The sequence below is a fragment of the Chitinophagaceae bacterium genome (genome assembly GCA_016710165.1).
Taxonomy (GTDB): Bacteria; Bacteroidota; Bacteroidia; order Chitinophagales; family Chitinophagaceae; genus Ferruginibacter.
Window position 1 is genome coordinate 374,833 of the sequence record JADJLJ010000002.1, and the last position, 25,481, is coordinate 400,313.

The window sequence follows — 25,481 nt, forward strand, 5'->3', positions numbered from 1 at the left end:
GACTAACGGAATTTGGCGATGTTTAGTTTACCGGGTGTCGTGTTACCGGCAGAAGCCTTTATTTTGCATTAATTATCTGACCAAATGACCAACCGCCAGCTATTTTTAGATCATGTGGGGCAAACATCTGCCTCACCGCTTTGCCTGGAAATTGTGAAGGCCGAAGGCTGCAAACTGGTTGATGTGAACGGGAAGGAATACATTGACCTGATCGGCGGCATCAGCGTCTGCAATGTGGGCCACCGCCACCCCAACGTGATCAATGCCATCAAAAAACAACTGGATGATTACCTGCACATCATGGTATATGGCGAGTTGGTGCAAAGCCCGCAGGTGCAGTATGCTAAAATGCTTACCGGTCATTTGCCGGCATCGCTTAATTCCGTTTTTTTTACCGCATCCGGCAGTGAGGCAACCGAAGGCGCCATGAAACTTGCCAAACGCTTTTCCAACCGCACACAGGTCGTGTCTTTTAAAAATTCCTATCATGGCAGCACACAGGGCGCTTTGAGTGTGATGGGCAGCGAATACTGGCAGCAGGCTTTCCGGCCCTTGTTGCCGGATATTCTGCAATTGAATTATAACGCATTTGAAGACCTTGCGCATATCACGGAAAGGACTGCCTGTGTTATTGCCGAAACGATACAGGCAGAAGCCGGCGTGCTGCCTCCGGAAAATGGCTGGCTGAAAGCGCTCCGGAAAAAATGCGATGAAACGGGAACCCTGCTGGTGCTTGATGAGATACAATGTGGCTTTGGCCGTAACGGAACCCTATGGGCTTTTGAGCAATTTGACGTGGTGCCCGACATCTTATTATTGGGGAAGGCCCTGGGCGGGGGAATGCCGCTGGGCGCTTTTATAGCCGATAAAAGACTCATGGACACGCTCACACATGACCCGGTGCTGGGGCATATCAACACGTTTGGCGGGCACCCGGTCTGCTGTGCTGCCGGCTTAGCTGCTTTCAATGTGTTGCTGGAAGAAAAACTGATCAGTGCGGTTGCAGAAAAAGCGGGATTGTTTGTTTCCTTACTTCAGCACCCAAAGATAAAGGCCGTACGAAGTTGCGGTTTGATGATCGCCGTGGAGTTTGAAAGTTTTGAAATGAATAAAAAACTGATCGATGCATTAATTAGCGAAGGTGTTTTTACCGATTGGTTTTTGTTTGCATCCAACTGCCTGCGTATCGTTCCCCCGTTGGTGATCACCGGCAGTGAAATAGAGTACGCCTGTAAAAAGATTCTCAGCACGCTGAACTAATGCAAAGCGCCGGAACTGCAGTTATTTCTTAATGAACTGATAGGTTTCTGTTTGCTTTAAGTTTCCCAAACTGGAAACCCGTTTGAAACGGATCTTTTTCAGCCAGCCGCTGGAGATCGCATACGTGAACTCATTCAGGTCGCTTATCTCCATGTCTTTGACCTGTTTCCGCATTGTTTCTTCATCCCGGATGGGCGAAGGGGATAATTTTTTTAACATAGCGGCAATAATAGGCCCTGCTTTCCTTTTGTCTATTTCCTGGTTCATGATCACTTTACAATGATCATTGTCCTTGTTTATTTCTTCGGCCCTGAATGTAATGGTTGCCGGGAAAGGCTCCCCACCCAATGCATTGGGCAATTTTGTTTCGGTCACCATCCCTTGCGTGGAGTATTCCATTCCATACGGACTGTGAAAAAGCCGTACTTCCTTTATTAAAAGGTTTTCGATGTTTTCCTTACTCTGGAAAATTGCTTTTACCTGGTTCAGGGCTGCCACAAACTCTTTGTCCTGGTTTTTGTTTTTTATAGCCAATTCATAATTCCCGATCGAAAAATCCCTTATTTCCTGCCAGTTCAGTAGTTCTGAAAATGATCCCACATCATCTGTTTTGTATACGACCTTCAGCCCCTCCATCAGGGTGTTCAGGCTGCTCAACACAGTTTCAGGCTGGCCGGGCGCCGTAAAGTTCTTATATACCCACTCAACAGTGAAGCCATCAGCGGTTGAGTCGATGATCTTTATGTGCGCTTCATAGCTTGCTTCTGCCTTTGTTTTTGTTTTTCCGGATTCTGATTTTTCTTTGATATGCGTAATATGGTAAACATGGGTCTCTTTATTTTCCCAAAATGCAATGCAGGTTGCCGTTGTATCTGTGATCCTGTTTTGCGCATGACTGTTGTAAGCAGAAACCAGTAACAGTGAATAAGTAAAAAATCTTAATAGTGCCTTCATAAGAGTGGTTATTTTTTATAGTAGCAGTATTATTCCGGGTGATAGATCCGCTCTGCATTTTTATAAACGGTCGCTTTGTCGAGGGTCATCGTTTTCGTTTTTTGCTGGAGGTACATTTCCACCTGGTCGTTGAAATGTTTATTTCCCGGCTTTGCACTGGCGCCGTACATGTTGATGGTTTCGATCTTCGGCAGTTCATTTTTCGGGAAACGTACAAACATGATCAGCCCATCCCCGCCTACCGACTTTAACCTGCCGTTGTAATAGGGCTCGGTCCATTGCGGGGACAGGAGGTCGGGGAAGCCACCCAACGGCCAGTCTTTATCACCCCTGACTAGTTTCTGAATATCTCCGAGTGTAAGGTCTGTTCTTCCAAAATTGGTTTGCATGTAATTGTTTACATGGGTGAATGCTGCCACCGCTTCCTGTTTGCTGATCTTCCTGGGTGCCTGGCCCTGCAGTGCTTTTTTCAGGTATTCGTACGTGAGCAGGAAAATGGCAGCGCCCTTACTATCTGCGTCGCCCCGTTTATCCCAGTTCTTAAAAGTGGTTAGCAGGGATGCAAAAGCAGGATATTCATTTTCGTTCAGCAAGAACATGGAGTCGAGGCGATAGGGATATTGCATGACAGACGGAAGCTGTTTGTCGAATTTTATCTGTTTGAATCTTTCGTAGCTCAGTTTTTCCTGCTGGGGAAACAGTTCCAGGAACCGTACACTGCGGTTTAGGTGATACTGCTCCCATCCATCCGTTTTTGCAAAGGCAGCTGGTTTTAAATTGTCCGCAGCAGCCGTTGCCAGGAAAGGGGAGTGGTTGGTGTTGAATAAGAAACCACTTTTGGGGTTGATGTACTGCGGCAGTTCTTTTTGCGGCCTGAAACCGGTCCACAAGGTTTTGGAAGTATTACCCGGTACAGTCCGTTTCCAGTTAAAGGTGTGAGTAGTATCCCGGATCGGCATCATGGCATTGCTTATGTAGAAGGTTGTATCGTACCGGTCGGCATACATGATGTTGAACATGCTCAGTTCCTGCCGGTTCAGCGCTGCATAGAACTCAGAAAAGTTCTTCGCCTTATCCATCTGGTACCACTGGTCCAGCACGCCGATCTTCATATTGGCCCCCAGCCGTATTGAAAAGAAACCCTGCTTGTTCTTCATGGTGGCCCCATACTTACTCCAGTAAATTTTTCTTTTTACCGTAAGCGGAATGCCTTTTATTTTAAGTTTGATCGTTCTTACTTCCAGGCCAAGCCATTGCCCGTCGAATTTATATTGCAGGGGATTGACTGGATTCATCTCCAGTTGAAACTCATCCAGCCGGTCGCAGTAATTTACTGTATGCGCCCAGCCCAGGTTTTCATTCACCCCGTGTAAAATGCAGGGAGCGCCGGCCAGCAAGCCACCCAGTACGTTCAGTCCTTCCTCGCTGCAGATATGGGCTTCGTAAAAAGCCTGTGGTCCCGTGTTGGGTTGATGCGCATTGATCAAAAGAAAGGATTCGCCGGTGCTGGTCTTGTTTGCGTTGATGGCAGCGGAATTGCTTCCTTTCTTATCCAGTTCAGGCAGTTCCCATTCGCTGTTGTTGAAAATGCGGAACAGGGCCTGGTCGGCGCCATTGAAGATGGTGAGTGCAAACACGGCCGATGAAACATATTCTTTGGGGGTGACCGGGAATATCTTCTTATGCATCACTTCCCCGGGATGTTTTTTTGCATAATCATTCAATCCCTGTACATAGCCATCGATCAGTTTCAGGAAAGCGGGGGTAAGAGTATTCCATTTTTCTTCGGTTATCTCCCGGCAGCGAAAAAGCGCAAAGGCATAATCCCCGGCTGCTCCTTTCTTTCCCTGCACCCGGGCCATCAGGTTCTTTGCCGGTAATATCACTTCCTGCATGCTGGCAAAATCGTCTTCGGCCTCTGCCCAGGCAAGCCCATAAGCCACTTCTGCATCGGTTTTGGCAAAGATGTGGGGTACGCCAAATGAGTCTCTTACAATGTCAATGCCCGCCGGGTTTATGGTTTTTTGGGAAAGGCAGGTGTAAAGAAGAGAAAAAGAAAGGCTGAGCAGGGCAATTTTTTTCATGGAGTGATAACGGGCTTTGTGGGCAATGGCTTTTTAGCTGAATGCATGCTAAAGATATATTGTAAAGCCGAACGGCACAAGGATGCCGAAAAATAATTTGCATAAATCAAAACCAATGATTTACTTTGTATTTCAAAGTGCTTTTTATGAATGAGCAACAACAATCTCTCGATGACCTGCAGCACATCAAACGCATGATGGAGCGAAGCAGCCGGTTTATCAGCCTGAGCGGGCTGAGCGGGATCGCCGCCGGTGTTTGTGCACTGGTGGGTGCCTGGTTTGCCAATGATGTGATCCTGGAGAATGGCGGCCCTTCCGGTTACCGTGAACTGGTGACACGGACCCTCGAAGTAACGTCGCTGCAGGATTTCATGGGGCACCGGTTGTTCCAGATAGCCATGTATACTTTTGTTGCTGCCTTTCTTTCGGCTTTCCTGTTCACGTACCTGCGCAGCAAAAAAAGTGGTATTCCCATGTGGGGTTACTCATCCAGGCGCCTGCTCATCAATGTATCGGTGCCCATGATCGCCGGGGGCATTTATTTATTCAAACAGATGCAGTTTGGCAACTACGGACTGATTGCCCCGGGTTGCCTGATATTTTACGGACTGGCTCTGGTGAATGCCAGTAAATATACACTGGGAGAAGTAAGGTACCTGGGTTATAGCCAGGTCTTTCTTGGCATAGTCAATTGCTGGTTTGTGGGGTATGGACTTTATTTTTGGGCCGCCGGGTTTGGCGTACTGCACATCATTTACGGCAGTGTAATGTGGTATAAATATGAACGGAATAAAAAGAGCGAGGCATGAGTTTGATCGAGAACCTGAATAAACTATTCGACAGCCGTATCCGCCTGGGCATCATGAGTGCCCTGGTGGTGAATAAGGAAGTGAACTTTAATGAACTTAAGGAACTGCTGGATATTACCGATGGTAACCTGGCCAGCCATTTAAAAACCCTGGAGGAAAGTGAATTTGTAAAAGTGCAGAAAGGTTTCATCGGTAGAAAATCCAATACCACCTATACCATTACGCGGGCAGGGGAAAAGGCTTTTAAGACACATTTAACAGCACTGGAAAAAATGATCGGTTCGGTAAAATAAATTTTTTTATACTTTTACTTTGAAATGCAAAGTACTTTTAAAAATATAAAAACCGCATAATGGAAACAAAACCTCCCCTCAGTTTTTGGCAAAAAAATAAGTTGGTGATCAAATCTTTCTTCATCGGTTTCCTGGTACTGGCGCTGCTTATTCCAACCTTCCTGATCATATACCTGGTCAATGAACGAAAAGAAAGAAAGCAGGAAGTGACCAGGGAGATCAGTAACAAATGGTCTGCGGCTCAAACCATCACCGGCCCGTTTTTGATCATCCCCTACCATGAAACGGAAAATAATGTGCTGCTTAAAAAAACCTGTACATCCTGCCTGAACTGCTTGACATCAACGGCAATATTGAACCGGAAATACGGTACCGCAGTATTTATAAAGTATCCGTGTACACGGCCGGGCCCCTTACACTCAAAAGAAAATTCTCGAAGCATTCACTCAATTCTGTGAATGTAAACCCGGTATCGATCCGGTGGAATGAGGCAAAGCTTTGTATTGGCATCACCGACCTGAAGGGATTGAAGGAACAAGCCATTAAATGGAACGGGCAGTCGCTTACCATGGAAGCCGGAATGCCTGAGAGCGGTATTGTGGAGCAGGGGATCAATACCTCTGTTCCCCTTGATTCTTCATTCTTAATGCTTGAAAATGATTTCTCTGTTCAGCTTAACCTGCAGGGTTCTGAAAAATTATACTTTACGCCAATGGGCAGCAGTACCGCTGTACACCTGGCATCCAAATGGAATAACCCGGCATTTGATGGAAAGTATTTACCCGATACCGAGAAAATAGACAAGAACCATTTTGAAGCCGGCTGGAAGATATCGCAGTTCAACAGGGATTTTCCGAAAATCTTTGCCAATAACAGCAGTGTAAAAAATGCCGTGGCGGCCAGTGCTTTTGGCGTGGTGCTGCTTTCTCCCTTTGATGCCTATGCCCAAACCATGCGTTCATTGAAATATGCCATCCTGGTGATCGCCCTGACCTTTTTTGCTTACTTCTTTACGGAGATATTCCAGCGAAGACCGGTGCACCCGCTGCAATATATATTGATCGGGATGGCGCTGGTGGTCTTTTATACATTGCTGCTTTCCTTATCGGAATATATACTTTTCCCGGCCGCTTACATTACGGCTGCGGTAGCTACCATCATCCTGTTAAGCTCGTACACCTACAGCATTTTTAAAAAGGGGAGTACTGCTTTCATTTTTGCCTTGTTGCTTTCTGCATTGTACACCTTTATTTATGTATTGATACAGATGCAGGACAATGCCCTGTTGTTTGGGAGCATCGGCCTTTTTGTTTTGCTGGCATTGGCCATGTACCTGAGCCGGAAGATAGACTGGTATGGCATTGACCATAAAACTGCGGAGGCATGAGCACTTATTCATTCATAAAAAAATGCAGATCGGCCTTGCTCGTATACCTCACGCATAAGATGGCATTGCCCCTGTTGCGGCTGATACGGAACCCGGTGCTTTTCCCTTATTCGATGGCGGAGCTGCGGCAACTGCCCGAAAATACCATCGGGCATGACCTTGCGTTGTTCCTGGAAGCCAGGCAACTGGAATTGCTTCCTTATTATGCCAAGCATGATATCAAACACATACTGCTGGGGTATGATACCACCGGTGATGGTGAGGTATGCCTGCAGTGCTTCATGCTGGGCAACCGGCATATCTCTTTCCCGGTATTGGCTACGGTTGTGTATGGGTTGGTTACCATGCCGGAGTACTGGCCGCTGTTCAAAAAAGCGTTCCGGAGGGGTAGAGGATGCCCACCCATTGAAGACTGGAACTGGTTTGAGATCCTGCCGGAAAAAACGATTGACCTTAAAAATAAAATACGGTGAATACGCAAAAATATTTTTTCAGGATATGGCTTTGTAAGGTGTCCCTGGAATTTTTTATTCTTTCATTGTTAAAACGACGATCATGAAAGAGGCAGGGTTTAAAAGTACAGGATGGGTTTAGATTCCTGTTCATCCACCGGGTTTCCTGGTTACGCTGCCGGCAGGAATGCAGGTACCGTAACAGATGAAGGTTATCTGATCTTTGTATTTGCAACCTGCACCGCTTCCTGGTGTAAATGGGTGGCCGGAGAAGCAGGTAAAAATTTTTAAAAAGCAACATGGTGAAATTGTTGAAACCATTCAAATATGCCATCAGCGGGTTACTATTCTGTTTCAAAACACAACAGAATTTTAAGGTACACCTGTTGCTGGCAACCATTACCCTTGTTGCCGGGGCCTGTCTTCAAATAAGTCAATGGCAGTGGATCGTCATCAGCTTCTGTATTTCAATGGTGCTGGCCGCTGAATTATTCAATTCGGCCATTGAAAAGATCTGCGACCATGTGAACCCAGCTTACCATCCCCAGATAAAGATCATCAAGGATATGGCTGCGGGTGCAGTGCTGGTTGTTGCATTAATGAGTATTGTGACCGGGTTGTTGGTCTTTATTCCTGCTATACTTAACTATATTAATTCATGAAGGATGAAAGAATTGACCGTATTTGCGAAACTTTTATTGGCATGGTTTTTCTTTATTGCATGCCTGATCATGTGCCGGATCTATTATTCCGGGAGCCTGCTTTTCGTTTTCCTGGTCTGGAATATTTTCCTGGCATGGATACCTTTCTTCATCAGTTCGTACCTGCAACCTTTGTCTGCTGTAAGATGGAAACATTACCTGTTGCTGTTTGCCTGGTTGCTTTTTTTCCCAAACTCGTTGTATATAATCACCGATCTCATTCACCTGGATATTGAGACCGGTATCCCGAAATGGTTTGATGCGATCCTCCTCTTCTCTGCATCGGCAGCAGGCCTGATGATGGCATTTATTTCCTTATACAGGGTTGAGCAATTCCTGCATAAAATGGCGGGCCCGAAAACGGTTACCGGTTTGATGTTGCTGATCCTGTTCCTGGGCTCTTTTGGTGTTTATTTGGGCAGGTTTCTCCGTTGGAACAGTTGGGATATTATTACCAACCCGGTTCAGTTATTTGTCTCGATCGGCGGCAGAATAATATTCCCATTGGATCATTTATATACCTGGGGTGTTACGGTAATACTTACTATACTTTTTTACCTGATGTATTTCTCAGTAAAAAATTTGCCCGGTTATTTATACCGGGCAAAATCTGAATAGTTATTTGGAAGGAATTAGAAATCAAGTCCGAGTGCTACGTATAAGATAGGGCTTCCTTTAAAGAATCCCGTCATGGGCCAGCCTGCGTCAAATTTCACAAAATAACCAAGCAGGGTACTGCGGGCGCCAAATCCATAACCGCCTGCAAAGGGACCCAGGCCCCCCGCTTTTATCTTAACCTGCACGGGCGGTGCTCCATACACCATTTCCGGGCGCTTGAATTTATCATATGCCCCGTTCCAGGCTGTTCCAAAATCAAAGAATTGTATGACCTGGAAATTACGGAGGAATGAGTTGTTGATCGGCCTGCTGAACAACGTGCTGAATACCGGCAAGCGGAATTCGCTGTTGATGACCATCGCATTGTTCCCGTTGGCTACATTCTGGATATAGCCCCGCATATTCACTGCTACACTCTGGAATGCATAATCCTGGTCGGGATCAGGGGGGTTGCTGGTGTTGAAATATCTTTCTTTTACAAGAACCCCATTGGCATCGTATTTCTGGTTTTGTCCAAACATCAGCCAGCCATCCACACCCCCAGGTAGTAGATCATCTTTTGATTGCCCCAGCTGAAATCACCCGCCACTCTTCCGGCCCAGATAAAGTTGCGGAGAATGGGATAATAGTACCGCCCGTCGAAACCAAAATTAAACGTAGTAGGCCCGTCGGCAAACATTACTTTATTTACCTGGCGGTTCCAGTCTATGAAGAATTTATAACGTAAACCATTCCAGATATTCATGGTTGGGTTCAATGTGTTATCATACACATATTCCAGGTGTGTGGTGGAATAGATCCGCTTGTCATCCGCGGCGATAAGCGAAGAAGGATCCTGTGAAGCAACAACGATCTTATCGGAACGTATGCCGGTTCTCAGGCGCAGGCTTTTACTTTCGTCGAATGGATAGGAAACATTTACCTGGTACAGGTTGGTGTAAGACCGGCCGATAAAATTGCCAAACTGGTCCCCCACCTGCTGCACATTGCGGTAATACGTAAGTCCCCAGTCGATCCTTCTTTTATAATTCTGGTAGGTCATGTACCACTCGTTATCTTTGAGGTTGGTGGAAATACGGAACCCCCCGCTCACGCGTTGGTCTTCCAGCAGTTCAACCGTACCTAACCGGATCAAACCATTAAGGGGTGTACTTGAATTGAGCATGATGGGGCCGGCGCCACCACCATAGGTCTGGTAACGGTTGAGGAGAACGGCGGTGCCGCTGTTCAGGCCTACGGAGCCATAGTCAACAGAAAATTTTGGTGGTTTATACCTGTATTGCCTGATCGTTTTTAAAACATGGTAACCGCTCGCTGCAACTACCTCCGGGTTAGCCATTACACTGCTGTCTTTCTTCTCATTTGCAAATTCTGTCTGGAAAAATCGTCCTGTTTCCTGGCCGAATCCGCCGGCAGTGGTTTGATGAATTTTCTTACGGCAGCCGTATCGGATGTTTCACCCATTATTTTTTTCATGTACTCCGTAGGCTGTGCCGTCATATTCCGGCGGCGGAGGGTGTTCTCATCGATCTTTAGTTTGTACAGGATCTTCTCATCACTTTGGCGGGTAACCTCACTTACCTGGTTATTGTCGCCTGCAATTCGTGTTTCACCCAGGGTGCTTTGATAATTGGTCAGCGGAAAAGTATATGCCGAATCATCCGATACAGAAACCACGGCAACTGAATCAACATCGGTCTTCTTGTACAACCTCAATGCGCTGTCCACCTCCTTGGCAGAGGGGTTTCGCATGATCTCGCCGCTTATCAATACCAGGGTATCCAGCCCCGCTTTCTTTGTTGTAAAGAATCCTGCATAGCGGTTGCCCACACCATTCTCATCGCTCACAAACGTAAAATGGCTTTCATTGTACTGCATGGGATAACGGGCATTGCCGTATTTCAGGTGCGACAACTGGGTGATCTGGTTCAGTTCGGGTTTATCGCCAAAATCCGTGATCAGAAATATGTTGTAGCGGTGGTCGCTTGGCAGAACCGTATCACCGGTCTTTGCTGCCGGGGTGGGGCGGTTGCTGGCAAAGATGATCCCTGTTTTGTTCGGGAATGCTACAAAAGATGCATCCAGGTCATCGTACACATCATTGGTGATCTGCCTTACCTTTTCGCTCTGCAGGTCCAGCGTAAAAATATCGGTTTGCCCGTTCTTCACAGCCGTAAGTAAAAGCGTATTGCTGTTGAGCATATACTTCATATCCTGTACCTGGTCAAACTGTTTGGTAAGGTCTATCTTGTATTGTTTGATGCGGGTGATGACGTCATACACGAACAGGTTCAGTTTTCCCTGCCGGGTATATAAGACAGAGATCCGGGTTCCCTTGGGGTCCCATGCCATCATCGGGTAGTTGGGATTGATATTGTTCTTATAGCTCCGGATCCCGAATTTCAAAAGCGTTTTGTTGGTGAAATCATCGTTGTAAATAACCCGTACAATGCCTTTCTTGTATTGGGTAACCACGTACGAGTTGTTGCGTTTGTTTGGATTGACATTGAAGCGGAAATAGTCCAGGCGGCTGTTGATGTCGAATCCTTCAATATAATTTCCTTTGGGATATGGTTTTCTTTTGGCAATGTCTTTATAATATTTGTCATCCTGGTATTCCATAAAGTCAGCCAGCACTTCTTTGAACTTCTTTTTACAGACCTGCATACAGGCTTTATTCAGGTTTTTATATACCGTGGCCAGGTACAGCAGGTAGGTAACGTTCTCTTTTTTATATTTCTCTTCAATATAAAACCAGAAGGCATGCCCGGCTATCTGGGGCTTTTCAAAAGCAAACCGGGTGAATTTGCTGTAATTGCCGCTGAGCATCTCACTTTTCAGTTCATCGTCCAGTTCGGTACTCCAGTTCTGGGCCAGGTAATTGATATAGCCGTCTGTAAGCCATTTGGGCAGGTCGAGAAGGGCCTGGTTGCCGGCTACTTCACCAATATCATCGCCAAACAGGCGGTTCTCGGTCAGTACCTGGGCAATTCCTTTGCGCACCTGCAACCTTAATTTCTGGTGATCGGATTCAAAATAAACAACCATTTTATTGTTTACCAGCCGGGTGCCGCCGCCCATGTTCTGCCAGTCGATCTCCAGCCCGATATTGCTTTGCAGCATGTCGGCATACTCATTATATAAAACAATATTGGCCCTGCGTTGCAGGCTGTATTCGGCAGCTTCTTCGATCTGCGAAAGTTCTTTTTCGGCGCTTTGGGCTATGAATTTGGCAAGTTCTACCCCATTTTGATAATAATACACATTGAAATTGCGGGTCTGGTAATAATTCCACTTGAATTTTTTATACTGAACCCTGTTCTTCCCAAACTCTACGGAATTAACCTGGGCTTCAGCAAAATAGGAACCGGCAATAAGTAAAAAGGAAATTAGAGATATTCTGCGGAACTTTGCCATACGGTTATAATTGATATTGAGTATTAAAATTACTTTATTCGCCCTAATCATTAAAAAACAATTTCGCTGCCCATATGTTAAAAATAAAATCCTTTGTCTTCAGCCCCATACAGGAAAATACCTATATCCTGTACAACGAACATAAAGACTGCATTATCATCGACCCGGGCTGTTACTTTCCTGCTGAAAAAGATGAACTGGCGGCCTTTATTACACAGAGCGGCCTGACCCCCCGGATGCTGCTTAATACCCATTGCCACCTGGACCATGTTTTTGGGAACAAATTTGTGACTGACACTTATGGCCTTGCCCTTCAACTGCACGAAAAAGAACTGGCCCTGCTCAAGTATGCGCCGGCTTCGGGCCTCATGTACGATATGCCTTTTGATAATTACCAGGACGAGTACATTTTTTTAAAAGAAGGAGACAGGATCACGCTGGGAGATGACGAATTGCAGGTGATCGAAGCTCCCGGCCATTCTCCGGGCCATATCTGTTTTTACTGTGCTGCGCAAAATTTCATGATCAGCGGTGATGTGTTATTTAACCGGAGTATTGGAAGAACAGACCTGCCGGGAGGAAGTCATCAAACCCTGTTGAAAAATATCCGGGAGAAATTGTTTGTATTGCCCGATGAAACGGTTGTGTACAGCGGGCATGGCCCGGCAACAACCATTGGGGAAGAGAAGAAGGATAACCCGTTTTTGAGTTAATTTGCTAAGAGCTTAAAAGAGCAAAGGAGTGAACTTCAGTTTCCTGGCTCTTTCCCTCTTTCAACCTCTTAGCCAAGACTCTTCCTATTTATTCTCCTGGCACAGTTCTATAAGTACGCCATTGGTGCCTTTGGGGTGAAGAAAGCAGACCAGTTTATTATCCGCCCCTTTTTTGGGTTCTTCGTTCAGCAAAACAAAGCCTTCGGCCTGTAATCGCTTCATTTCCGCCTTGATATCGGCCACTTCAAAAGCGATGTGATGCAGGCCTTCTCCTTTTCTTTCAATGAATTTTGCGATCACCCCGTCCGGGCTGGTGCTTTCCAGTAATTCGATCTTGGTTTCGCCTTTTTGAAAGAAGGCCGTTCTTACCTTTTCGCTCTCCACCATTTCTGTCTTGTAGCACGGGCTATTCAGCAGTTTTTCAAACAGCGGAATGGATATTGCAAGTTCTTTAACAGCAATGCCGATGTGTTCGGTTCTTAGCATGGTTTTTTCGATTTGCAGCAGGAGTTTACGAAATCGGTAAAATGAAAGTTAAGCCTGCATTTTGGACGCTAAAATAGAACCTTTTGCAGTAAATTTGCGTTATTAAAAACAGAAACTAAACAGTTGGAATCTATGTTGAAATTGCCCATTTACCTTGACAATAATGCCACCACACCCATGGACCCGCGGGTGCTGGAAGCTATGACCCCATACTTTTTAGAACATTTTGGCAATGCCGCCAGTCGTAACCATCCTTTTGGCTGGGAAGCAGAAGAGGCGGTGGACTATGCAAGGGAGCAGGTTGCAAAACTGATCGGGGCCGATCCGAAAGAGATCATTTTCACCAGCGGCGCTACGGAAGGAGATAACCTGGCCATAAAAGGGGTGTACGAGATGTATGCTGCCAAAGGAAATCATATCATTACTGCAACAACGGAACACAAGGCCGTATTAGACACCTGCAAACACATTGAAAAACTGGGCGGGGAAGTGACTTACCTGCAGGTGAACGCCGAAGGACTGATCGACCTGAAAGAACTGGAAGCGGCCATCAGGCCAACAACCATCCTTATCGCCATCATGTATGCCAACAATGAAATTGGTACCGTGATGCCGATAAAAGAGATAAGCGCCATTGCCCGTAAGAACGGCGTGCTGTTTTTTACGGATGGTACACAGGCTGTAGGAAAGATACCGGTTGATGTAAACAAAGATGGGATAGACCTGATGGCTTTCAGTGCACATAAAATGTACGGGCCAAAGGGAGTAGGGGCCTTGTATGTGCGCCGTAAGAACCCAAGGGTAAAAGTTACTGCACAGATGGATGGCGGTGGTCATGAACGGGGCATGCGCAGCGGAACATTGAATGTGCCGGGTATTGTTGGTTTTGGCAAGGCCTGCGAACTGTGTATGCTGGATATGGAAGAGGATACAAAACGCATTTCAAAATTGCGGGATAAGCTGGAAACAGAATTATTGAAACTGGAAGAAGCCTATGTGAACGGAAGCAGGGAGCATCGCCTGCCGCATGTTACCAATATTTCTTTCAAACATGTGGAAGGAGAAGGGTTGCTGATGGGCTTTAATAAGAACATTGCCTTAAGCAGCGGAAGCGCCTGTACATCTGCCTCATTAGAACCCAGCTATGTGTTGAAGGCCCTGGGATTGGGGGATGACCTGGCACACTCTTCCCTGCGGTTTGGGTTGGGGAGATTTACTACCGAAGAGCAGATTGACTATACCATTAAGGCAATAAGCGAAACGGTTTTAAAGTTAAGAGAGATGAGCCCGCTTTGGGAAATGTATAAGGAAGGAATTGACCTGAACACGATCGAGTGGGCAGCACACTAGCCCCTATCCCCTAAAGGGGGAAATGGAGAAGATTGTTGCGAAGATGTTGTTTTATAAAAGTTCTTTATTTTTCAAAAAAATAAATCCTGTTAAGCTCCGCAGGTTCGAGTTCCCCTTTAGGGGATAGGGGCAAATAATTATGGCATACTCAGAAAAAGTAATTGATCACTACCAGAACCCAAAAAACGTGGGAACGCTGGACAAAAGCGCAAAGAATGTAGGTACCGGCCTGGTGGGAGCACCGGAATGCGGCGACGTAATGCGTCTCCAGATACAGGTGGATGATGCAACCGGGATGATCACCGATGCCAAATTCAAAACATTCGGATGCGGTTCTGCCATTGCTTCTTCTTCCCTTGCTACCGAGTGGCTGAAAGGGAAAAGCGTGGATGATGCGTTGAAGATCGACAACATGGACATCGTGGAAGAACTTAGTCTTCCTCCTGTTAAGATTCACTGCAGCGTATTGGCCGAAGACGCCATCAAAGCAGCCATCAACGACTACCGGGTAAAGAATGGCATGGAAGCGATCAAATTTGAAGAAAGTGTGGTGCACTAAAAACCAGTTATAAGTCATGAGTTATAAGTTGAACACATAGCTTAAAACCTATAACTTAAAACTTAAAACTTTTTAGAATGGTAGCAACAGATAACAGCATATTCATAAGCGATAAAGCAAAGGCCAAGGTGCAAAGCCTGATGGCTGATGCCGGTATCGGGGATGACCCGTCCTATTTTTTACGGGTAGGGGTTGTAGGAGGTGGTTGCAGCGGCCTCAGTTACAAAATGGATTTTGACAACGAGGTAAAACCAATGGACCAGGTTTTTGAGGATAAAGGAATTAAGATCGTCTGTGACCTTAAGAGTTTTTTATACCTGGTGAATACCGAACTGGAGTTCAGTGACGGGTTGAACGGCAAGGGATTTTATTTCAATAATCCCAATGCCAGCCGCAGTTGCGGATGCGGGGAAAGTTTTGCGGTATAAGTTTCCGGTAATATAATTTGAAAGCCTCCTGAACCAGGAGGCTTTTTTTATTTCTTACGCTTCATCTTTTGGCGCTTTTGGAGGGGCCGGCGGCGGCGGAGGAGGGGGCAATTTTCCATATAATTTTTCATAATATTCCTGGTTTGCAAGCCATTCACTGAGTTTTATTTTTTTGCTGAATCCTTCCTTCTTTACATGCACCCATCCTTCACTTGCTGCACCAGTAGTAGTAACAGAAATGGAATATTCCATTTTATCCCCATTCTTCTTTGATGGTGCAGGCGGCGGCGGTGGTGGTGGGGGAGGAGGAGGAGGAGGTGCTGGTACATCAGCAACTAAGGCTGGTGGCGGAGGAGGAGGTGGAGGGGGTGCATCTTTTGTTGTTTTTTGAGCCATTGCTTGTGCAGATACTACACAAACAATGAGCAGTAGCATTACTTTTTTCATAAAAATTTTTGTTTTGAGATGCAGGGAGATTCTTATTCCATAAAAAGGCCCCGCCGGTTAACCGGCGGGGCCTAAGCAGTTGGTTTTGGGTAAACAACTTTACCCTATGGTAGTATCATACGCAATGATGGGGCTATGATCACCTGTTGTCAGTTGTTTAACAACCAGCCCGGGCTTAAGACAAGCCGCTTTCAGTAAATGCTGCTTTACGGGGAAAAGTTTCTTGTTAATGCGTTGCCGATGCCTGCATATTTTTTTTAATTTAAAAAACCGTTAATCAGAACTTAAAAATCTACATATATGGCAGATCGGTATGTTTATGCCTGTACAATACCATGTTATACCTTAAATTGCAGCAATTTTAAAAGTATATGTGGAGTATTTGCAAAAAAGAACTGCAGCAGTTTTTCAGCAATCTTACGGGATATATTACCATCATTTTATTTTTGCTGGTCAACGGTATTTTCTTATTCGTACTTAACGACAGCAATATTTTTGATTTTGGTTATGCCTCACTGGACAAATTTTTTGAACTGGCTCCCTGGATCCTGCTTTTTCTGGTCCCGGCCATTACCATGCGTACCCTTGCCGATGAATTCAGGGGCGGCACTTTTGAGATACTTCAAACCCGGCCTTTAACAAGTTGGCAGATAGCGCTTGGTAAGTATTTCTCCATCCTCATCGTATTGCTGTTTGTCATTATTCCCACCCTGGTTTATGTAATTACGATCCGGTCGTTAAGCACGCAGGGGGGCATTGACAGCGGCGGGATCTTAGGCAGTTATATCGGGCTGTACCTGCTGGCTGCCGTATTTTCCGCCATTGGGCTTTGCTGCAGCGGATTTACCAATAATGCTGTGGTGGCTTTCCTGGTCAGCGCTTTTGCCTGCCTGCTTTTATATTTTGGATTCAATGCACTTAGTAAACTGACCTTTTTGGCAAACGGACCCGATTATTACGTGGAAATGCTCGGCATCGATTTTCATTACCGCAGCATCAGCCGGGGCGTGCTCGACAGCCGGGATGTGATCTATTTTATCAGCATCATCTTCCTGTTTCTTTTAATTACTGTAAAAAATATCCGTAAAAAATAAATGGGCCTATTCAATAAAATATGGAACAGCAGACTCTGGTTACCCATCACCATTATTGGTTTGGTTGTAGTAAACTGGCTGGCGTCGCTCTATCATACCCGGGTGGATCTTACAAATGAAAAACGGTTTACCCTTTCTTCTGCTACAAAAAAACTATTAAAAAAACTGGACGATGAAGTAAAGGTGGATGTTTTTATGAAAGGGGATTTTCCCAGCGGGTTTAAGAAACTTGCCAACAGTACGGGGGAGGTATTGCAGGAATTCAAAGAGCTGGCAGGGAAAAAAATACAGTACCGCTTCATCAGCCCGGAGGAAAATGTGGAGGGCACGGATGTGAAATGGGCCGATACGCTTTCTGCCATGGGTTTTTATCCCATCAACTTAACATCGCAGGTCAAATCAGGGCAGCAACAGCAGAATATCTATCCCGTTGCATTTGTTCATTATAAAGAACAGGTTTCGCCGGTAATATTGTACCAGGGACGTACAAAGGCAATTACGTATCCTGAAATAAACAGCGCCGAGGCACTTATGGAATTTAATTTTGCCAACGCAATAGACCGTTTGACAAGAACGGAAAAGGCCATGATCGTTTATTCCGCAGGGAACGGGGAACCGGTGGATGCCAGAACCTATGACCTGTCGGAAAATGTTTTAAAGGCAGACTATAAATTTCAGCCGGTAGACATGAATGCAATACCCGGCATACCCGCTTCGGTTCAACTGTTGATGATCGTAAAGCCGGCGAAGCCTTTTTCTGATGAAACAAAACTGAAAATTGACCAGTTTGTGATGCGGGGTGGCAAACTGCTGCTCTTTGTTGATAAACTGGAAGCCGAACTGGACAGCCTACAAAGCAAAAAGGGCGAAGTGGTAGCGTATGACCGGGGGCTTGAACTGAATGACATGCTCTTTAAATACGGGGTACGGATAAACTCCGACCTGGTGATGGACCTGCAATGCGATTTTCTTCCTTTTGATGTAAATGGCAATGGCCAGTTTGAATTACTGCCCTGGAACTATTTCCCGGTCTTTGAAAGCCGGTCCAATCACATCATCAATAAGAACCTGGGTTTTGTCAGCGGCCGGTTTGTTAATTCAGTGGATACGGTGGAGGCGGAGGGGATCAGAAAAACAGTTTTGCTGAGTTCATCGGCAAACGCAAGGTCCATTGCAACCCCGGCGCTGATAAGTGTTAAAGAGAACAGCGATGCGCCCGAAAATGAACGTTTCAAAAGATCCAACATACCGGTAGCCATGCTGCTGGAAGGGAAATTCCGGTCTTTGTTCAGTAACCGGCTTTCGCAGGCAATGCGTGACAGCCTGCAGAAATACGGCGGGACCTTCATGCCCCAGTGTATTGCCGATAATAAGATAATCGTGGTGGCTGACGGCGATATTGTTTTGAACTCGGTAATTAAGGGAAACCAACCCATCCCCATGGGTATGAACCCATACACGTTCGGGTCGCAAAGGGAATTTGCTTTTGCCAACAGGGATTTTTTACAGAACTGCCTCGATTACCTGGTAAACCCTTCGGGCCTGTCGGAAGCAAAGGCAAAGGATTACACCTTGCGGTTGCTGGATAAGAAAAAAACCGATGCCGGGAAAATGAACTGGCAGTTGATAAATATTGCCGCACCGGTTTTGCTGGTGATCCTGTTTGCCGTACTTTACCAGTTCCTGCGCAAAAGAAAATATACACCTGACCGATAATGGACAAAACACAATTGATATACCTGGTTTTCAGTGTGGTGATCGTGGTTGCACTGATATTTGACCTGGGATTACTGAGTAAGAAAAACCAGGTCATCAGCCTGAAAGCTGCTTTAATACAAACGATTTTCTGGGTACTCCTGTCCTTTATCTTCTGTGGGTTCATCTGGTACGAAAATGACGGCGGCAACGGGAAGGAAGATGCCATCTCCTATATCTCGGCCTATTTGCTGGAATGGTCGCTCTCCATTGACAACATCTTTGTATTCATCATCATCTTCTCATTCTTTAAAGTAAAGCCGGAGAATTACTCCCGGGTCTTACTGCTGGGTATATTAATGGCCATCATATTCCGCATCATTTTTATAGCACTGGGCAGCGAACTGGTTGCCCGCTTTGAATGGGTGATGTATATTTTCGGCGCTTTCATTTTATATACCGGGTTTAAGATGTTCGTGAGTAAGGAAGAGGAGGAATTTGACCCGAAGAATAACTGGGCATACCGGCTCATGCAGAAATTCATGCGGATCACGCATGAAGAACCGCATGGCAGGTTCATTATCGTTCGTCATAAAAAAGCATATTTCACCACGCTTTCCATGGTGGTAGTGATGCTTGGCCTGATCGATATTATGTTCGCCCTTGATTCCATACCGGCTGTTTTCTCCATCATCCCCGATCCCGGTAAAAAACTGCTCATCTATTCTTCCAATATTTTTGCTGTACTGGGGCTTCGCAGCCTTTTCTTCCTGTTAAGGGGCGCTGCCAGCAAATTCGATTACCTGCAGCAGGGCATTGCCATTGTACTGGTTTTCATCGGCGTAAAAATGCTGATCGCAGACTGGTTCCATATTCCTGTTTGGGTCTCGCTGCTGGTAATTGTATTTTGTATATCCGGCTCGGTATTTTATTCCATATATCACCAGCGCAAGGGAGTGCCAAAAGATGTTAAAGAAGATTGATTAAACTTTCTTTCTATTGTATAAAGCTTCGCAAATAGCGTCCATCATCAAGGCAAAAACAACTGCCCCAAAAACAGATGTCCTCGTTGAACATCTTTTACTTGACAGCCGTAAATTATTATTCCCGGCCACTTCCATCTTTTTTGCGCTGGATGGTCCCCGGAGGGCAGGCAGCCTGTTCATACCAGAGCTGTACGACAAGGGGGTACGTTGTTTTGTGGTGGCTGCGGATTTTTCGGAAACAGAGATCAAAAGATACAAGGGCGCCTTTTTTTTCCAGGTGCAGGATGTGCTGCAGGCGCTGCAATCATTAACTGCCCACCATCGCCTTCAATTCAGGCTGCCCGTCATTGGTATTACAGGCAGCAATGGCAAAACCATTGTAAAGGAATGGCTATACCAGCTCCTTCAGCCGGATCAAAATATTGTACGCAGCCCCAAAAGTTTCAATTCGCAGATCGGGGTGCCGCTGAGCGTATGGCAGATCCATGAAGAAAATACACTGGGTATCTTTGAAGCCGGTATCTCGCAACCCGGCGAAATGCAGCACCTGGCCAGGATCATTGCACCTTCTGTAGGCGTTATTACTTCCATCGGTGAAGCACATGGCGAAGGATTCCTGAATATCCGGCAAAAGATAAATGAAAAACTGCGCTTGTTTGTTAAAAGTGATGTGCTCATCTATTGTGCCGATAACCCCGACCTGAACGATGCAGTGAACACGTTTAAGAACAATGTACGGGGCAATGAAGACTTTAAATTGTTTTCGTGGAGTAAAAAGGAATCGGCAACCCTGCAGGTGATGGCGGTGGAAAAGGGAAATGCACAGACAAATATCTCTGCCAGGTTCAACGAGGAAGAGATAAACTTCACTATTCCTTTTACCGACGAGGCCTCGGTTGAAAATGCCATAACCTGTTGTTGTGTGCTGCTGCATCTGGGAGTTACGGCGGAGAACATTGCCCACCGTATGCCCCAGCTTCGTTATGTGGAAATGCGGCTGGAACTGAAACAGGGCATCAATAACTGCTCGGTGATCAACGACAGCTATAACTCCGACATCAATTCGCTGGTGATCGCCCTCGATTTTTTACAACAGCAGCAGCAACATGCCAGGCGCACGATAATCCTCAGCGATATCATGCAGTCGGGCAAAAGCAGCGGCGAACTGTATGCAGACGTAGCTGCTATCCTGGAGCAGAAGAACATCAACCGGTTCATCGGGATCGGGCCCGAGCTGACAAAGCAGAAGAATGCCTTTAAGAATATTTCCCAATCCGCTTTTTATGGTTCTACGGCCGATTTCATCCACCAGTTTCATGCCCAGCATTTTCATGACGAGACGGTTTTGCTGAAAGGGGCAAGGCTTTTTGAGTTTGAACTGATCAGCCACTTGCTGGAGCAGAAAATTCACCAGACCGTCCTGGAGATAAACCTGAACGCCATAACGCATAATTTAAAGACCTACCAGCAACTGCTGAATAAGGATGTAAAGCTGATGGCCATGGTAAAGGCATTCAGTTATGGCAGCGGCAGTTTTGAGATCGCCAACCTGCTGCAGTTCCATAAAGTGGATTACCTGGCGGTGGCGTATGCCGACGAAGGCGTAGAGCTTCGAAAGGCCGGTATCAGCCTGCCCATCATGGTCATGAATGCCGAGGAAATAACCTTTGATGTGATGATGCAGTATAACCTGGAGCCTGAATTATTTTCCTTCGGTATTTTTGATGCTTTTGAGAACTACATAAAACGATCCGGCATTACTAATTACCCGGTGCATATAAAACTGGATACCGGTATGCGGCGCCTTGGGTTTGAAGAAGCAGATATGAAAGAGTTATGCCAGCGGTTGCGATCAACCACCATATTCAAGGTACAGTCTGTTTTTTCTCACCTGGCTGCCAGCGATTCTGCTGCCCATGACGCATTTACGGAAAACCAGGCCCTGGTATTTTCAAGAGCATGTAAAGAGATACAGAAGGCAACGGGTTATAAATTTCTCCGGCACATTGCCAATACATCGGCCATCCACCGCCATAAAGAACTGCAGTTCGATATGGTTCGCCTGGGGATCGGCTTATATGGTGTTGATTCCAATGAGACCATACAGCAACAGTTAAGGAATGTGACCACGTTAAGATCTACGGTATCGCAGATAAAAAAAGTAAGTGCAGGGGAAAGTGTGGGGTACAGCCGCAAGGGAGTGGCAACAAAAGATTCGGTGATCGCAACCGTACGTATTGGTTATGCCGACGGGTACCACCGGCTCATGAGCAATGGGACAGGAAAAATGTGGGTGAATGGAAAGCGGGTGCCGGTGATCGGGAATGTTTGCATGGACATGACCATGCTGGATATAACCGGTGTGAACGTGAAGGAAGGGGATGAAGTGATCGTTTTTGGCGAAAACCTGCCGGTTGCTGAAGTGGCCGGCTGGGCACAAACAATACCCTATGAAATACTGACCGGCATTTCACAACGGGTAAAGAGGGTTTATTATGAGGAATAAAAACCATTGCCGGTTCACCTGGCCCAAAACCCCAAACTCCAAAACCCAAACTCTCTTATCTTTGCGCACATTATGAAAAGAAGACACGTAGCATTCATCATCTTACTGATCGTACTGGCAGACCAGGTGCTTAAGCTTTGGATAAAAACACATTTTCACCTGAACGAGTCACAGAAAGTGCTGGGCAGTGGTTTTCAACTCTACTTTGTTGAAAACCCTGGGATGGCTTATGGCTGGAAATTCGGGGGCAACTGGGGCAAAATGGCGCTTACTGTTTTCAGGATGGGAGCTGTGATCTTCGGTACCTGGTACCTGGGCAAGATCATCCGGGAGAAATACCACAAAGGATTCATTGCCTGTGCCGCCCTGGTTTATGCAGGCGCCCTTGGTAACTTGATCGATTCTTCTTTTTACGGGATGATATTTGATAAGGGAATGACGGTTGACCCCCTGCTAAAGGATTATGTAGGTTACAACGGACTGGCCACTTTTTCTTCAAAAGGCTATGCCTCTTTTTTACATGGCAACGTGGTGGATATGCTCTACTTTCCCGTTATAAGAGGCCATTTCCCTTCCTGGGTACCCGGTTGGGGTGGAGAGGATTTTGAGTTCTTCCGGCCCATTTTCAATATTGCCGATGCCTCAATTACCACCGGTGTCATCAGCATCCTGGTATTCCAAAAAAGGTTCTTCAAGCAGCAAAAGAGCAAAGATCTGCATCCTACTGTGGAGACCAACGCCCTCGTAAATGATGAGTCGCAGGTTTCATAAAAAACCTATCTTTAGATATAAAAATTACCTGGTTTTATGAAGTATACCAGATTTGCGGTAGCCGTACTTTTCTTTTCAACAGTTTTTACATCCTGCCAGAAAGAACTTGATTTTGGAACAGACGGGATATCGGCCGGGAAACTGCTTAAAGACCTTTCCAATAACTGTCTGCCAGTGACTGTAAACGGCCTGTATAAAGTTGACAGTGTTCTCACCAATGATAATTTTGTGGATGTCCAGGTAGAAGTTTCTGTTAAAGGCAGTTTTGATATAAGATCCGATACCGTTAACGGCTATTCTTTCAGCAGGTCGGGCAGTGTGGTAAAAGGAGTGAATACCATACGGCTGTATGCCGCCGGCAAACCCCTGGTACCGGGAATAAATAACTTTACTGTAAAATACGGCACCAGTGCCTGTACGTTCAGCATCACCGTTCCTGCCAACCCGGCGGTATATACCCTGGGCGGATCACCGGGAACATGTACAGGAGCTGTTTTAGCCGGAACATATAACACGGGTGTGGTTTTAACGGCAGCCAATACCGTAACCGTAAATGTGAATGTGACCTCAACCGGCGCTTACAGCATAAGCACCACCACCGTTAACGGGTTTGCCTTTTCAGCCACAGGCGTCTTCACTGCAACGGGTGCCCAAACCGTTGTTTTAACGGCCACCGGGACACCGGGTGCAGCGGGCAGTTTTAATTTTCCTGCCAGCGGCGGCGGCAACAGCTGCAGCTTTTCGGTGAACTGCAGCACCATTCCCACCACCAACCTGGATTATATTCCCCAAACCAGTTTCAGTAACTGGTCGAGCAGGCAGGTAGGTGGCACGGCTTCGGATACAACCTATGTGCAGGTAAGCCCCAATAACATTGTCAAGAACGGGGTCACGTACCGCATATTTGAAGTAAAGGATATGGGAACCCCCACCGATTCGGTCTTTAACCGGAAGAACGGGGGTTTGTATTACCAGTTATATGAAGGTGATTTCGGCATATTTGATAATCCATTCAATGTAGATGGTTTGATACTGGATTCTTCACTGGCTACGAATGCCACCTGGACGATCACCCTGGGAACCAATACAGTGGGCGGATTCCCGGTGAATGTAAAGATCAACTGCCAGATCCTTGCCAGGAATGCATCCGCCACCATTGCCGGCAATAGTTATACAAACATCATTAAGGTAAAATACAGCTATATAGGTAACCTGGGGCTGGGCGATATAGTATATGCGGAAGAGCAAAGATGGTATGCCAGGGGCTTTGGCCTGGTTTATGATAAGATAAACGACGTACCCGTTACCACTACCACAGAGCTGGAGACTACCCGGATCCAGATCTTTTAAAAGGATGGTTTTTAATGCCGGGAACCGGTGATAAAATATATAACCTGAGAAATATGACAACAATGAAAAAATGTTTTTTTGTTTTACCGGTTGCAGCGCTGTTGGTCTTTGCTTCCTGTTCCAAAGAGTATAGCCAGGAAGCCAGCTCCGATGGTTCCGGCAACGGCCAGATCATTGGGGTGGATTGCCGCATCAGCAAGATCGCCTACCACGATACAGCCACCGGTACCGGTTTGGGGGCCATCATAGCCAGCATCAACAGCGCCGATAATGTAACCAACATCACAAAATTCGACAGCCTTTCTTTTACCATTGATTTTATTGCCACCCCGTTTTATGCAAGCGACACGGTATTTATCAATGCGGATGAATATTTCCTGGTTGATATTGCTACCCGGCGCATCAGGCAACTGCATGCACTTGTAGATCCTACCGATCCCTTCTCCCTGCAGTATGAAGTAAGTTATTTCTATGATGGCAGTGGCTACCTGGCCCAGAAGTTCTATGCATTGACCAGTAATCCCGGGGTACCTTTCTACCTGGTTGCATATACGTATTCCGGTGGTAAGATGACACACATGACAGGTACCGACCTGTTTACCGGTGACCTGGTGGTAGATGCGGACATCAATTACTACAACAATGTTTTGCCCAAGCGGTTCCTGTACCTTTTCCCGGATGAAGAAAGTTATCCTCATTTCAGCCAGTTCTATAATTTCGGGGCAAGGCCAACAAACGGCCCGCAGAAAATAACAGTAAGAAACTATGACCCGGGAAATGTATTACGGGATTCCATAGTTTCCACCTTTGGCAGTTATGTGATGAGCAGGGATAATTATGTATTGAGTGTGATCATGACAGGAGATGACCAGCCCAGCATTCCTGCTACTGCCGGAAAACTAAGCTTCACCTATAAGTGTAAATAGATCTGTTTTAATAAAAACATAGCCCCCTGAAGAATCAGGGGGCTTTTTTTTGTAATCAAACTCAAAAGGGACAAAAAAATTTTGACCTGTTTTTAAGTAGTCTTTTCGGGGCTGATCCGGAGGCTTATCATGTTGACAACGGAACAGGAGAATTTATTATTTCACCAAAAAAGGACTTTGTTCGTTACTGTGAAC

Annotated in this window: 27 protein-coding genes; 20 read left to right on the plus strand and 7 right to left on the minus strand. The window is 46.0% G+C overall.

Annotation, left to right across the window (positions count from 1 at the left end; all coding sequences use genetic code 11):
* Window positions 1-84 precede the first annotated feature (84 nt).
* Entirely contained in the window at window positions 85-1,260 is a 1,176-nt protein-coding gene (locus IPJ02_12035) for an aspartate aminotransferase family protein (GenBank protein MBK7376255.1), read from the plus strand.
* Window positions 1,261-1,281: 21 nt separating this feature from the next.
* On the opposite strand, the gene IPJ02_12040 is transcribed toward IPJ02_12035, so the two are convergent.
* A complete protein-coding gene (locus IPJ02_12040; GenBank protein ID MBK7376256.1) occupies window positions 1,282-2,214 on the minus strand; it encodes a hypothetical protein in 933 nt (310 codons plus the stop codon).
* Between the two features lie 29 nt (window positions 2,215-2,243).
* Window positions 2,244-4,298 (minus strand): penicillin acylase family protein, encoded by a 2,055-nt coding sequence (locus IPJ02_12045; GenBank protein MBK7376257.1) that lies wholly within the window; start codon window positions 4,296-4,298, stop codon window positions 2,244-2,246.
* Between the two features lie 146 nt (window positions 4,299-4,444).
* Here IPJ02_12045 and IPJ02_12050 point away from each other — a divergent pair, with 146 nt between their 5' ends.
* From IPJ02_12050 to IPJ02_12085, 8 genes are all read left to right on the plus strand, one after another.
* Window positions 4,445-5,107 carry a hypothetical protein gene (locus IPJ02_12050; GenBank protein ID MBK7376258.1) on the plus strand — a complete coding sequence of 221 codons (663 nt, stop codon included), beginning with the start codon at window positions 4,445-4,447 and terminating at the stop codon, window positions 5,105-5,107.
* The gene (locus IPJ02_12055; protein ID MBK7376259.1) at window positions 5,104-5,400 is read left to right on the plus strand and encodes a transcriptional regulator; all 297 of its coding nucleotides are present in this window, start codon (window positions 5,104-5,106) and stop codon (window positions 5,398-5,400) included. The genes IPJ02_12050 and IPJ02_12055 overlap by 4 nt, the downstream gene beginning before the upstream one ends.
* Window positions 5,401-5,504: 104 nt before the next feature.
* Window positions 5,505-5,858, plus strand: a complete 354-nt coding sequence (locus tag IPJ02_12060; protein ID MBK7376260.1) for an inner membrane CreD family protein — start codon at window positions 5,505-5,507, stop codon at window positions 5,856-5,858.
* The gene (locus IPJ02_12065) at window positions 5,795-6,787 is read left to right on the plus strand and encodes a cell envelope integrity protein CreD (GenBank protein MBK7376261.1); all 993 of its coding nucleotides are present in this window, start codon (window positions 5,795-5,797) and stop codon (window positions 6,785-6,787) included. The genes IPJ02_12060 and IPJ02_12065 overlap by 64 nt, the downstream gene beginning before the upstream one ends.
* Window positions 6,784-7,260, plus strand: coding sequence for a hypothetical protein (locus IPJ02_12070; GenBank protein MBK7376262.1), 477 nt, complete (start codon window positions 6,784-6,786; stop codon window positions 7,258-7,260). Before IPJ02_12065 ends, IPJ02_12070 begins: the two co-directional genes overlap by 4 nt.
* Window positions 7,261-7,371: 111 nt before the next feature.
* The gene (locus IPJ02_12075) at window positions 7,372-7,530 is read left to right on the plus strand and encodes a hypothetical protein (GenBank protein ID MBK7376263.1); all 159 of its coding nucleotides are present in this window, start codon (window positions 7,372-7,374) and stop codon (window positions 7,528-7,530) included.
* Window positions 7,531-7,538: 8 nt separating this feature from the next.
* Window positions 7,539-7,901, plus strand: a complete 363-nt coding sequence (locus IPJ02_12080; GenBank protein MBK7376264.1) for a diacylglycerol kinase family protein — start codon at window positions 7,539-7,541, stop codon at window positions 7,899-7,901.
* 3 nt (window positions 7,902-7,904) lie between these two features.
* Window positions 7,905-8,558 (plus strand): DUF1361 domain-containing protein, encoded by a 654-nt coding sequence (locus IPJ02_12085; GenBank protein ID MBK7376265.1) that lies wholly within the window; start codon window positions 7,905-7,907, stop codon window positions 8,556-8,558.
* Window positions 8,559-8,572: 14 nt separating this feature from the next.
* Here the strand turns inward: IPJ02_12085 and IPJ02_12090 are convergent, their stop codons facing one another.
* Genes IPJ02_12090 through IPJ02_12100 form a run of 3 tightly spaced genes read right to left on the minus strand, consistent with a single transcriptional unit; the run spans window position 8,573 to window position 11,975 of the window.
* Window positions 8,573-9,094: a hypothetical protein gene (locus tag IPJ02_12090; GenBank protein MBK7376266.1), complete on the minus strand. Its 522-nt coding sequence runs from the start codon at window positions 9,092-9,094 to the stop codon at window positions 8,573-8,575.
* On the minus strand, window positions 9,079-9,897 hold the full coding sequence (locus IPJ02_12095) for a hypothetical protein (protein MBK7376267.1): 819 nt from the start codon (window positions 9,895-9,897) through the stop codon (window positions 9,079-9,081). Before IPJ02_12095 ends, IPJ02_12090 begins: the two co-directional genes overlap by 16 nt.
* Entirely contained in the window at window positions 9,897-11,975 is a 2,079-nt protein-coding gene (locus tag IPJ02_12100) for a hypothetical protein (protein MBK7376268.1), read from the minus strand. The genes IPJ02_12095 and IPJ02_12100 overlap by 1 nt, the downstream gene beginning before the upstream one ends.
* A gap of 74 nt (window positions 11,976-12,049) precedes the next feature.
* Here IPJ02_12100 and IPJ02_12105 point away from each other — a divergent pair, with 74 nt between their 5' ends.
* Window positions 12,050-12,688 carry an MBL fold metallo-hydrolase gene (locus IPJ02_12105; protein ID MBK7376269.1) on the plus strand — a complete coding sequence of 213 codons (639 nt, stop codon included), beginning with the start codon at window positions 12,050-12,052 and terminating at the stop codon, window positions 12,686-12,688.
* Between the two features lie 84 nt (window positions 12,689-12,772).
* Here IPJ02_12105 and mce read toward each other — a convergent pair whose 3' ends face one another.
* Window positions 12,773-13,174: a methylmalonyl-CoA epimerase gene (gene mce, locus IPJ02_12110; GenBank protein ID MBK7376270.1), complete on the minus strand. Its 402-nt coding sequence runs from the start codon at window positions 13,172-13,174 to the stop codon at window positions 12,773-12,775.
* Window positions 13,175-13,309: 135 nt separating this feature from the next.
* Here mce and IPJ02_12115 point away from each other — a divergent pair, with 135 nt between their 5' ends.
* The 3 genes from IPJ02_12115 (at window position 13,310) to IPJ02_12125 (ending at window position 15,511) form a co-directional block, all read left to right on the plus strand.
* Window positions 13,310-14,524, plus strand: coding sequence for an IscS subfamily cysteine desulfurase (locus IPJ02_12115; protein ID MBK7376271.1), 1,215 nt, complete (start codon window positions 13,310-13,312; stop codon window positions 14,522-14,524).
* A 139-nt stretch (window positions 14,525-14,663) separates the two neighbouring features.
* Complete coding sequence (gene iscU / locus IPJ02_12120) at window positions 14,664-15,083, plus strand: Fe-S cluster assembly scaffold IscU (protein ID MBK7376272.1); 420 nt, start codon at window positions 14,664-14,666, stop codon at window positions 15,081-15,083.
* 77 nt (window positions 15,084-15,160) lie between these two features.
* Window positions 15,161-15,511, plus strand: coding sequence for an iron-sulfur cluster assembly accessory protein (locus tag IPJ02_12125; protein ID MBK7376273.1), 351 nt, complete (start codon window positions 15,161-15,163; stop codon window positions 15,509-15,511).
* Between the two features lie 54 nt (window positions 15,512-15,565).
* Here the strand turns inward: IPJ02_12125 and IPJ02_12130 are convergent, their stop codons facing one another.
* The gene (locus IPJ02_12130) at window positions 15,566-15,958 is read right to left on the minus strand and encodes a hypothetical protein (protein ID MBK7376274.1); all 393 of its coding nucleotides are present in this window, start codon (window positions 15,956-15,958) and stop codon (window positions 15,566-15,568) included.
* A gap of 371 nt (window positions 15,959-16,329) precedes the next feature.
* Here IPJ02_12130 and gldF point away from each other — a divergent pair, with 371 nt between their 5' ends.
* The 7 genes from gldF to IPJ02_12165 all read left to right on the plus strand — a co-directional run bounded on the left by gldF (window position 16,330) and on the right by IPJ02_12165 (window position 25,286).
* Window positions 16,330-17,052, plus strand: coding sequence for a gliding motility-associated ABC transporter permease subunit GldF (gldF, locus tag IPJ02_12135; GenBank protein ID MBK7376275.1), 723 nt, complete (start codon window positions 16,330-16,332; stop codon window positions 17,050-17,052).
* The gene (gldG, locus tag IPJ02_12140) at window positions 17,053-18,768 is read left to right on the plus strand and encodes a gliding motility-associated ABC transporter substrate-binding protein GldG (protein ID MBK7376276.1); all 1,716 of its coding nucleotides are present in this window, start codon (window positions 17,053-17,055) and stop codon (window positions 18,766-18,768) included.
* On the plus strand, window positions 18,768-19,730 hold the full coding sequence (locus tag IPJ02_12145; protein MBK7376277.1) for a TerC/Alx family metal homeostasis membrane protein: 963 nt from the start codon (window positions 18,768-18,770) through the stop codon (window positions 19,728-19,730). The genes gldG and IPJ02_12145 overlap by 1 nt, the downstream gene beginning before the upstream one ends.
* 16 nt (window positions 19,731-19,746) lie before the next feature.
* Window positions 19,747-22,239, plus strand: coding sequence for a bifunctional UDP-N-acetylmuramoyl-tripeptide:D-alanyl-D-alanine ligase/alanine racemase (locus tag IPJ02_12150; protein ID MBK7376278.1), 2,493 nt, complete (start codon window positions 19,747-19,749; stop codon window positions 22,237-22,239).
* Between the two features lie 72 nt (window positions 22,240-22,311).
* Entirely contained in the window at window positions 22,312-23,010 is a 699-nt protein-coding gene (locus IPJ02_12155; GenBank protein MBK7376279.1) for a lipoprotein signal peptidase, read from the plus strand.
* A gap of 36 nt (window positions 23,011-23,046) precedes the next feature.
* The gene (locus IPJ02_12160) at window positions 23,047-24,360 is read left to right on the plus strand and encodes a hypothetical protein (protein MBK7376280.1); all 1,314 of its coding nucleotides are present in this window, start codon (window positions 23,047-23,049) and stop codon (window positions 24,358-24,360) included.
* A 62-nt stretch (window positions 24,361-24,422) separates the two neighbouring features.
* A complete protein-coding gene (locus IPJ02_12165) occupies window positions 24,423-25,286 on the plus strand; it encodes a hypothetical protein (protein ID MBK7376281.1) in 864 nt (287 codons plus the stop codon).
* The last annotated feature ends 195 nt before the right edge of the window (window positions 25,287-25,481 follow it).

What these genes read in the sequence shown, in the direction of transcription:
- IPJ02_12035 (MBK7376255.1), top strand. Translation starts at nt 85, where the DNA reads ATGACCAACCGCCAGCTATTTTTAGATCATGTGGGGCAAACATCTGCC.
- IPJ02_12040 (MBK7376256.1), bottom strand. Translation starts at nt 2,214, where the DNA reads ATGAAGGCACTATTAAGATTTTTTACTTATTCACTGTTACTGGTTTCT.
- IPJ02_12045 (MBK7376257.1), bottom strand. Translation starts at nt 4,298, where the DNA reads ATGAAAAAAATTGCCCTGCTCAGCCTTTCTTTTTCTCTTCTTTACACC.
- IPJ02_12050 (MBK7376258.1), top strand. Translation starts at nt 4,445, where the DNA reads ATGAATGAGCAACAACAATCTCTCGATGACCTGCAGCACATCAAACGC.
- IPJ02_12055 (MBK7376259.1), top strand. Translation starts at nt 5,104, where the DNA reads ATGAGTTTGATCGAGAACCTGAATAAACTATTCGACAGCCGTATCCGC.
- IPJ02_12070 (MBK7376262.1), top strand. Translation starts at nt 6,784, where the DNA reads ATGAGCACTTATTCATTCATAAAAAAATGCAGATCGGCCTTGCTCGTA.
- IPJ02_12075 (MBK7376263.1), top strand. Translation starts at nt 7,372, where the DNA reads ATGGGTTTAGATTCCTGTTCATCCACCGGGTTTCCTGGTTACGCTGCC.
- IPJ02_12080 (MBK7376264.1), top strand. Translation starts at nt 7,539, where the DNA reads ATGGTGAAATTGTTGAAACCATTCAAATATGCCATCAGCGGGTTACTA.
- IPJ02_12085 (MBK7376265.1), top strand. Translation starts at nt 7,905, where the DNA reads ATGAAAGAATTGACCGTATTTGCGAAACTTTTATTGGCATGGTTTTTC.
- IPJ02_12095 (MBK7376267.1), bottom strand. Translation starts at nt 9,897, where the DNA reads ATGGCTAACCCGGAGGTAGTTGCAGCGAGCGGTTACCATGTTTTAAAA.
- IPJ02_12100 (MBK7376268.1), bottom strand. Translation starts at nt 11,975, where the DNA reads ATGGCAAAGTTCCGCAGAATATCTCTAATTTCCTTTTTACTTATTGCC.
- IPJ02_12105 (MBK7376269.1), top strand. Translation starts at nt 12,050, where the DNA reads ATGTTAAAAATAAAATCCTTTGTCTTCAGCCCCATACAGGAAAATACC.
- mce (MBK7376270.1), bottom strand. Translation starts at nt 13,174, where the DNA reads ATGCTAAGAACCGAACACATCGGCATTGCTGTTAAAGAACTTGCAATA.
- iscU (MBK7376272.1), top strand. Translation starts at nt 14,664, where the DNA reads ATGGCATACTCAGAAAAAGTAATTGATCACTACCAGAACCCAAAAAAC.
- IPJ02_12125 (MBK7376273.1), top strand. Translation starts at nt 15,161, where the DNA reads ATGGTAGCAACAGATAACAGCATATTCATAAGCGATAAAGCAAAGGCC.
- IPJ02_12130 (MBK7376274.1), bottom strand. Translation starts at nt 15,958, where the DNA reads ATGAAAAAAGTAATGCTACTGCTCATTGTTTGTGTAGTATCTGCACAA.
- gldF (MBK7376275.1), top strand. Translation starts at nt 16,330, where the DNA reads ATGTGGAGTATTTGCAAAAAAGAACTGCAGCAGTTTTTCAGCAATCTT.
- gldG (MBK7376276.1), top strand. Translation starts at nt 17,053, where the DNA reads ATGGGCCTATTCAATAAAATATGGAACAGCAGACTCTGGTTACCCATC.
- IPJ02_12145 (MBK7376277.1), top strand. Translation starts at nt 18,768, where the DNA reads ATGGACAAAACACAATTGATATACCTGGTTTTCAGTGTGGTGATCGTG.
- IPJ02_12155 (MBK7376279.1), top strand. Translation starts at nt 22,312, where the DNA reads ATGAAAAGAAGACACGTAGCATTCATCATCTTACTGATCGTACTGGCA.
- IPJ02_12160 (MBK7376280.1), top strand. Translation starts at nt 23,047, where the DNA reads ATGAAGTATACCAGATTTGCGGTAGCCGTACTTTTCTTTTCAACAGTT.
- IPJ02_12165 (MBK7376281.1), top strand. Translation starts at nt 24,423, where the DNA reads ATGAAAAAATGTTTTTTTGTTTTACCGGTTGCAGCGCTGTTGGTCTTT.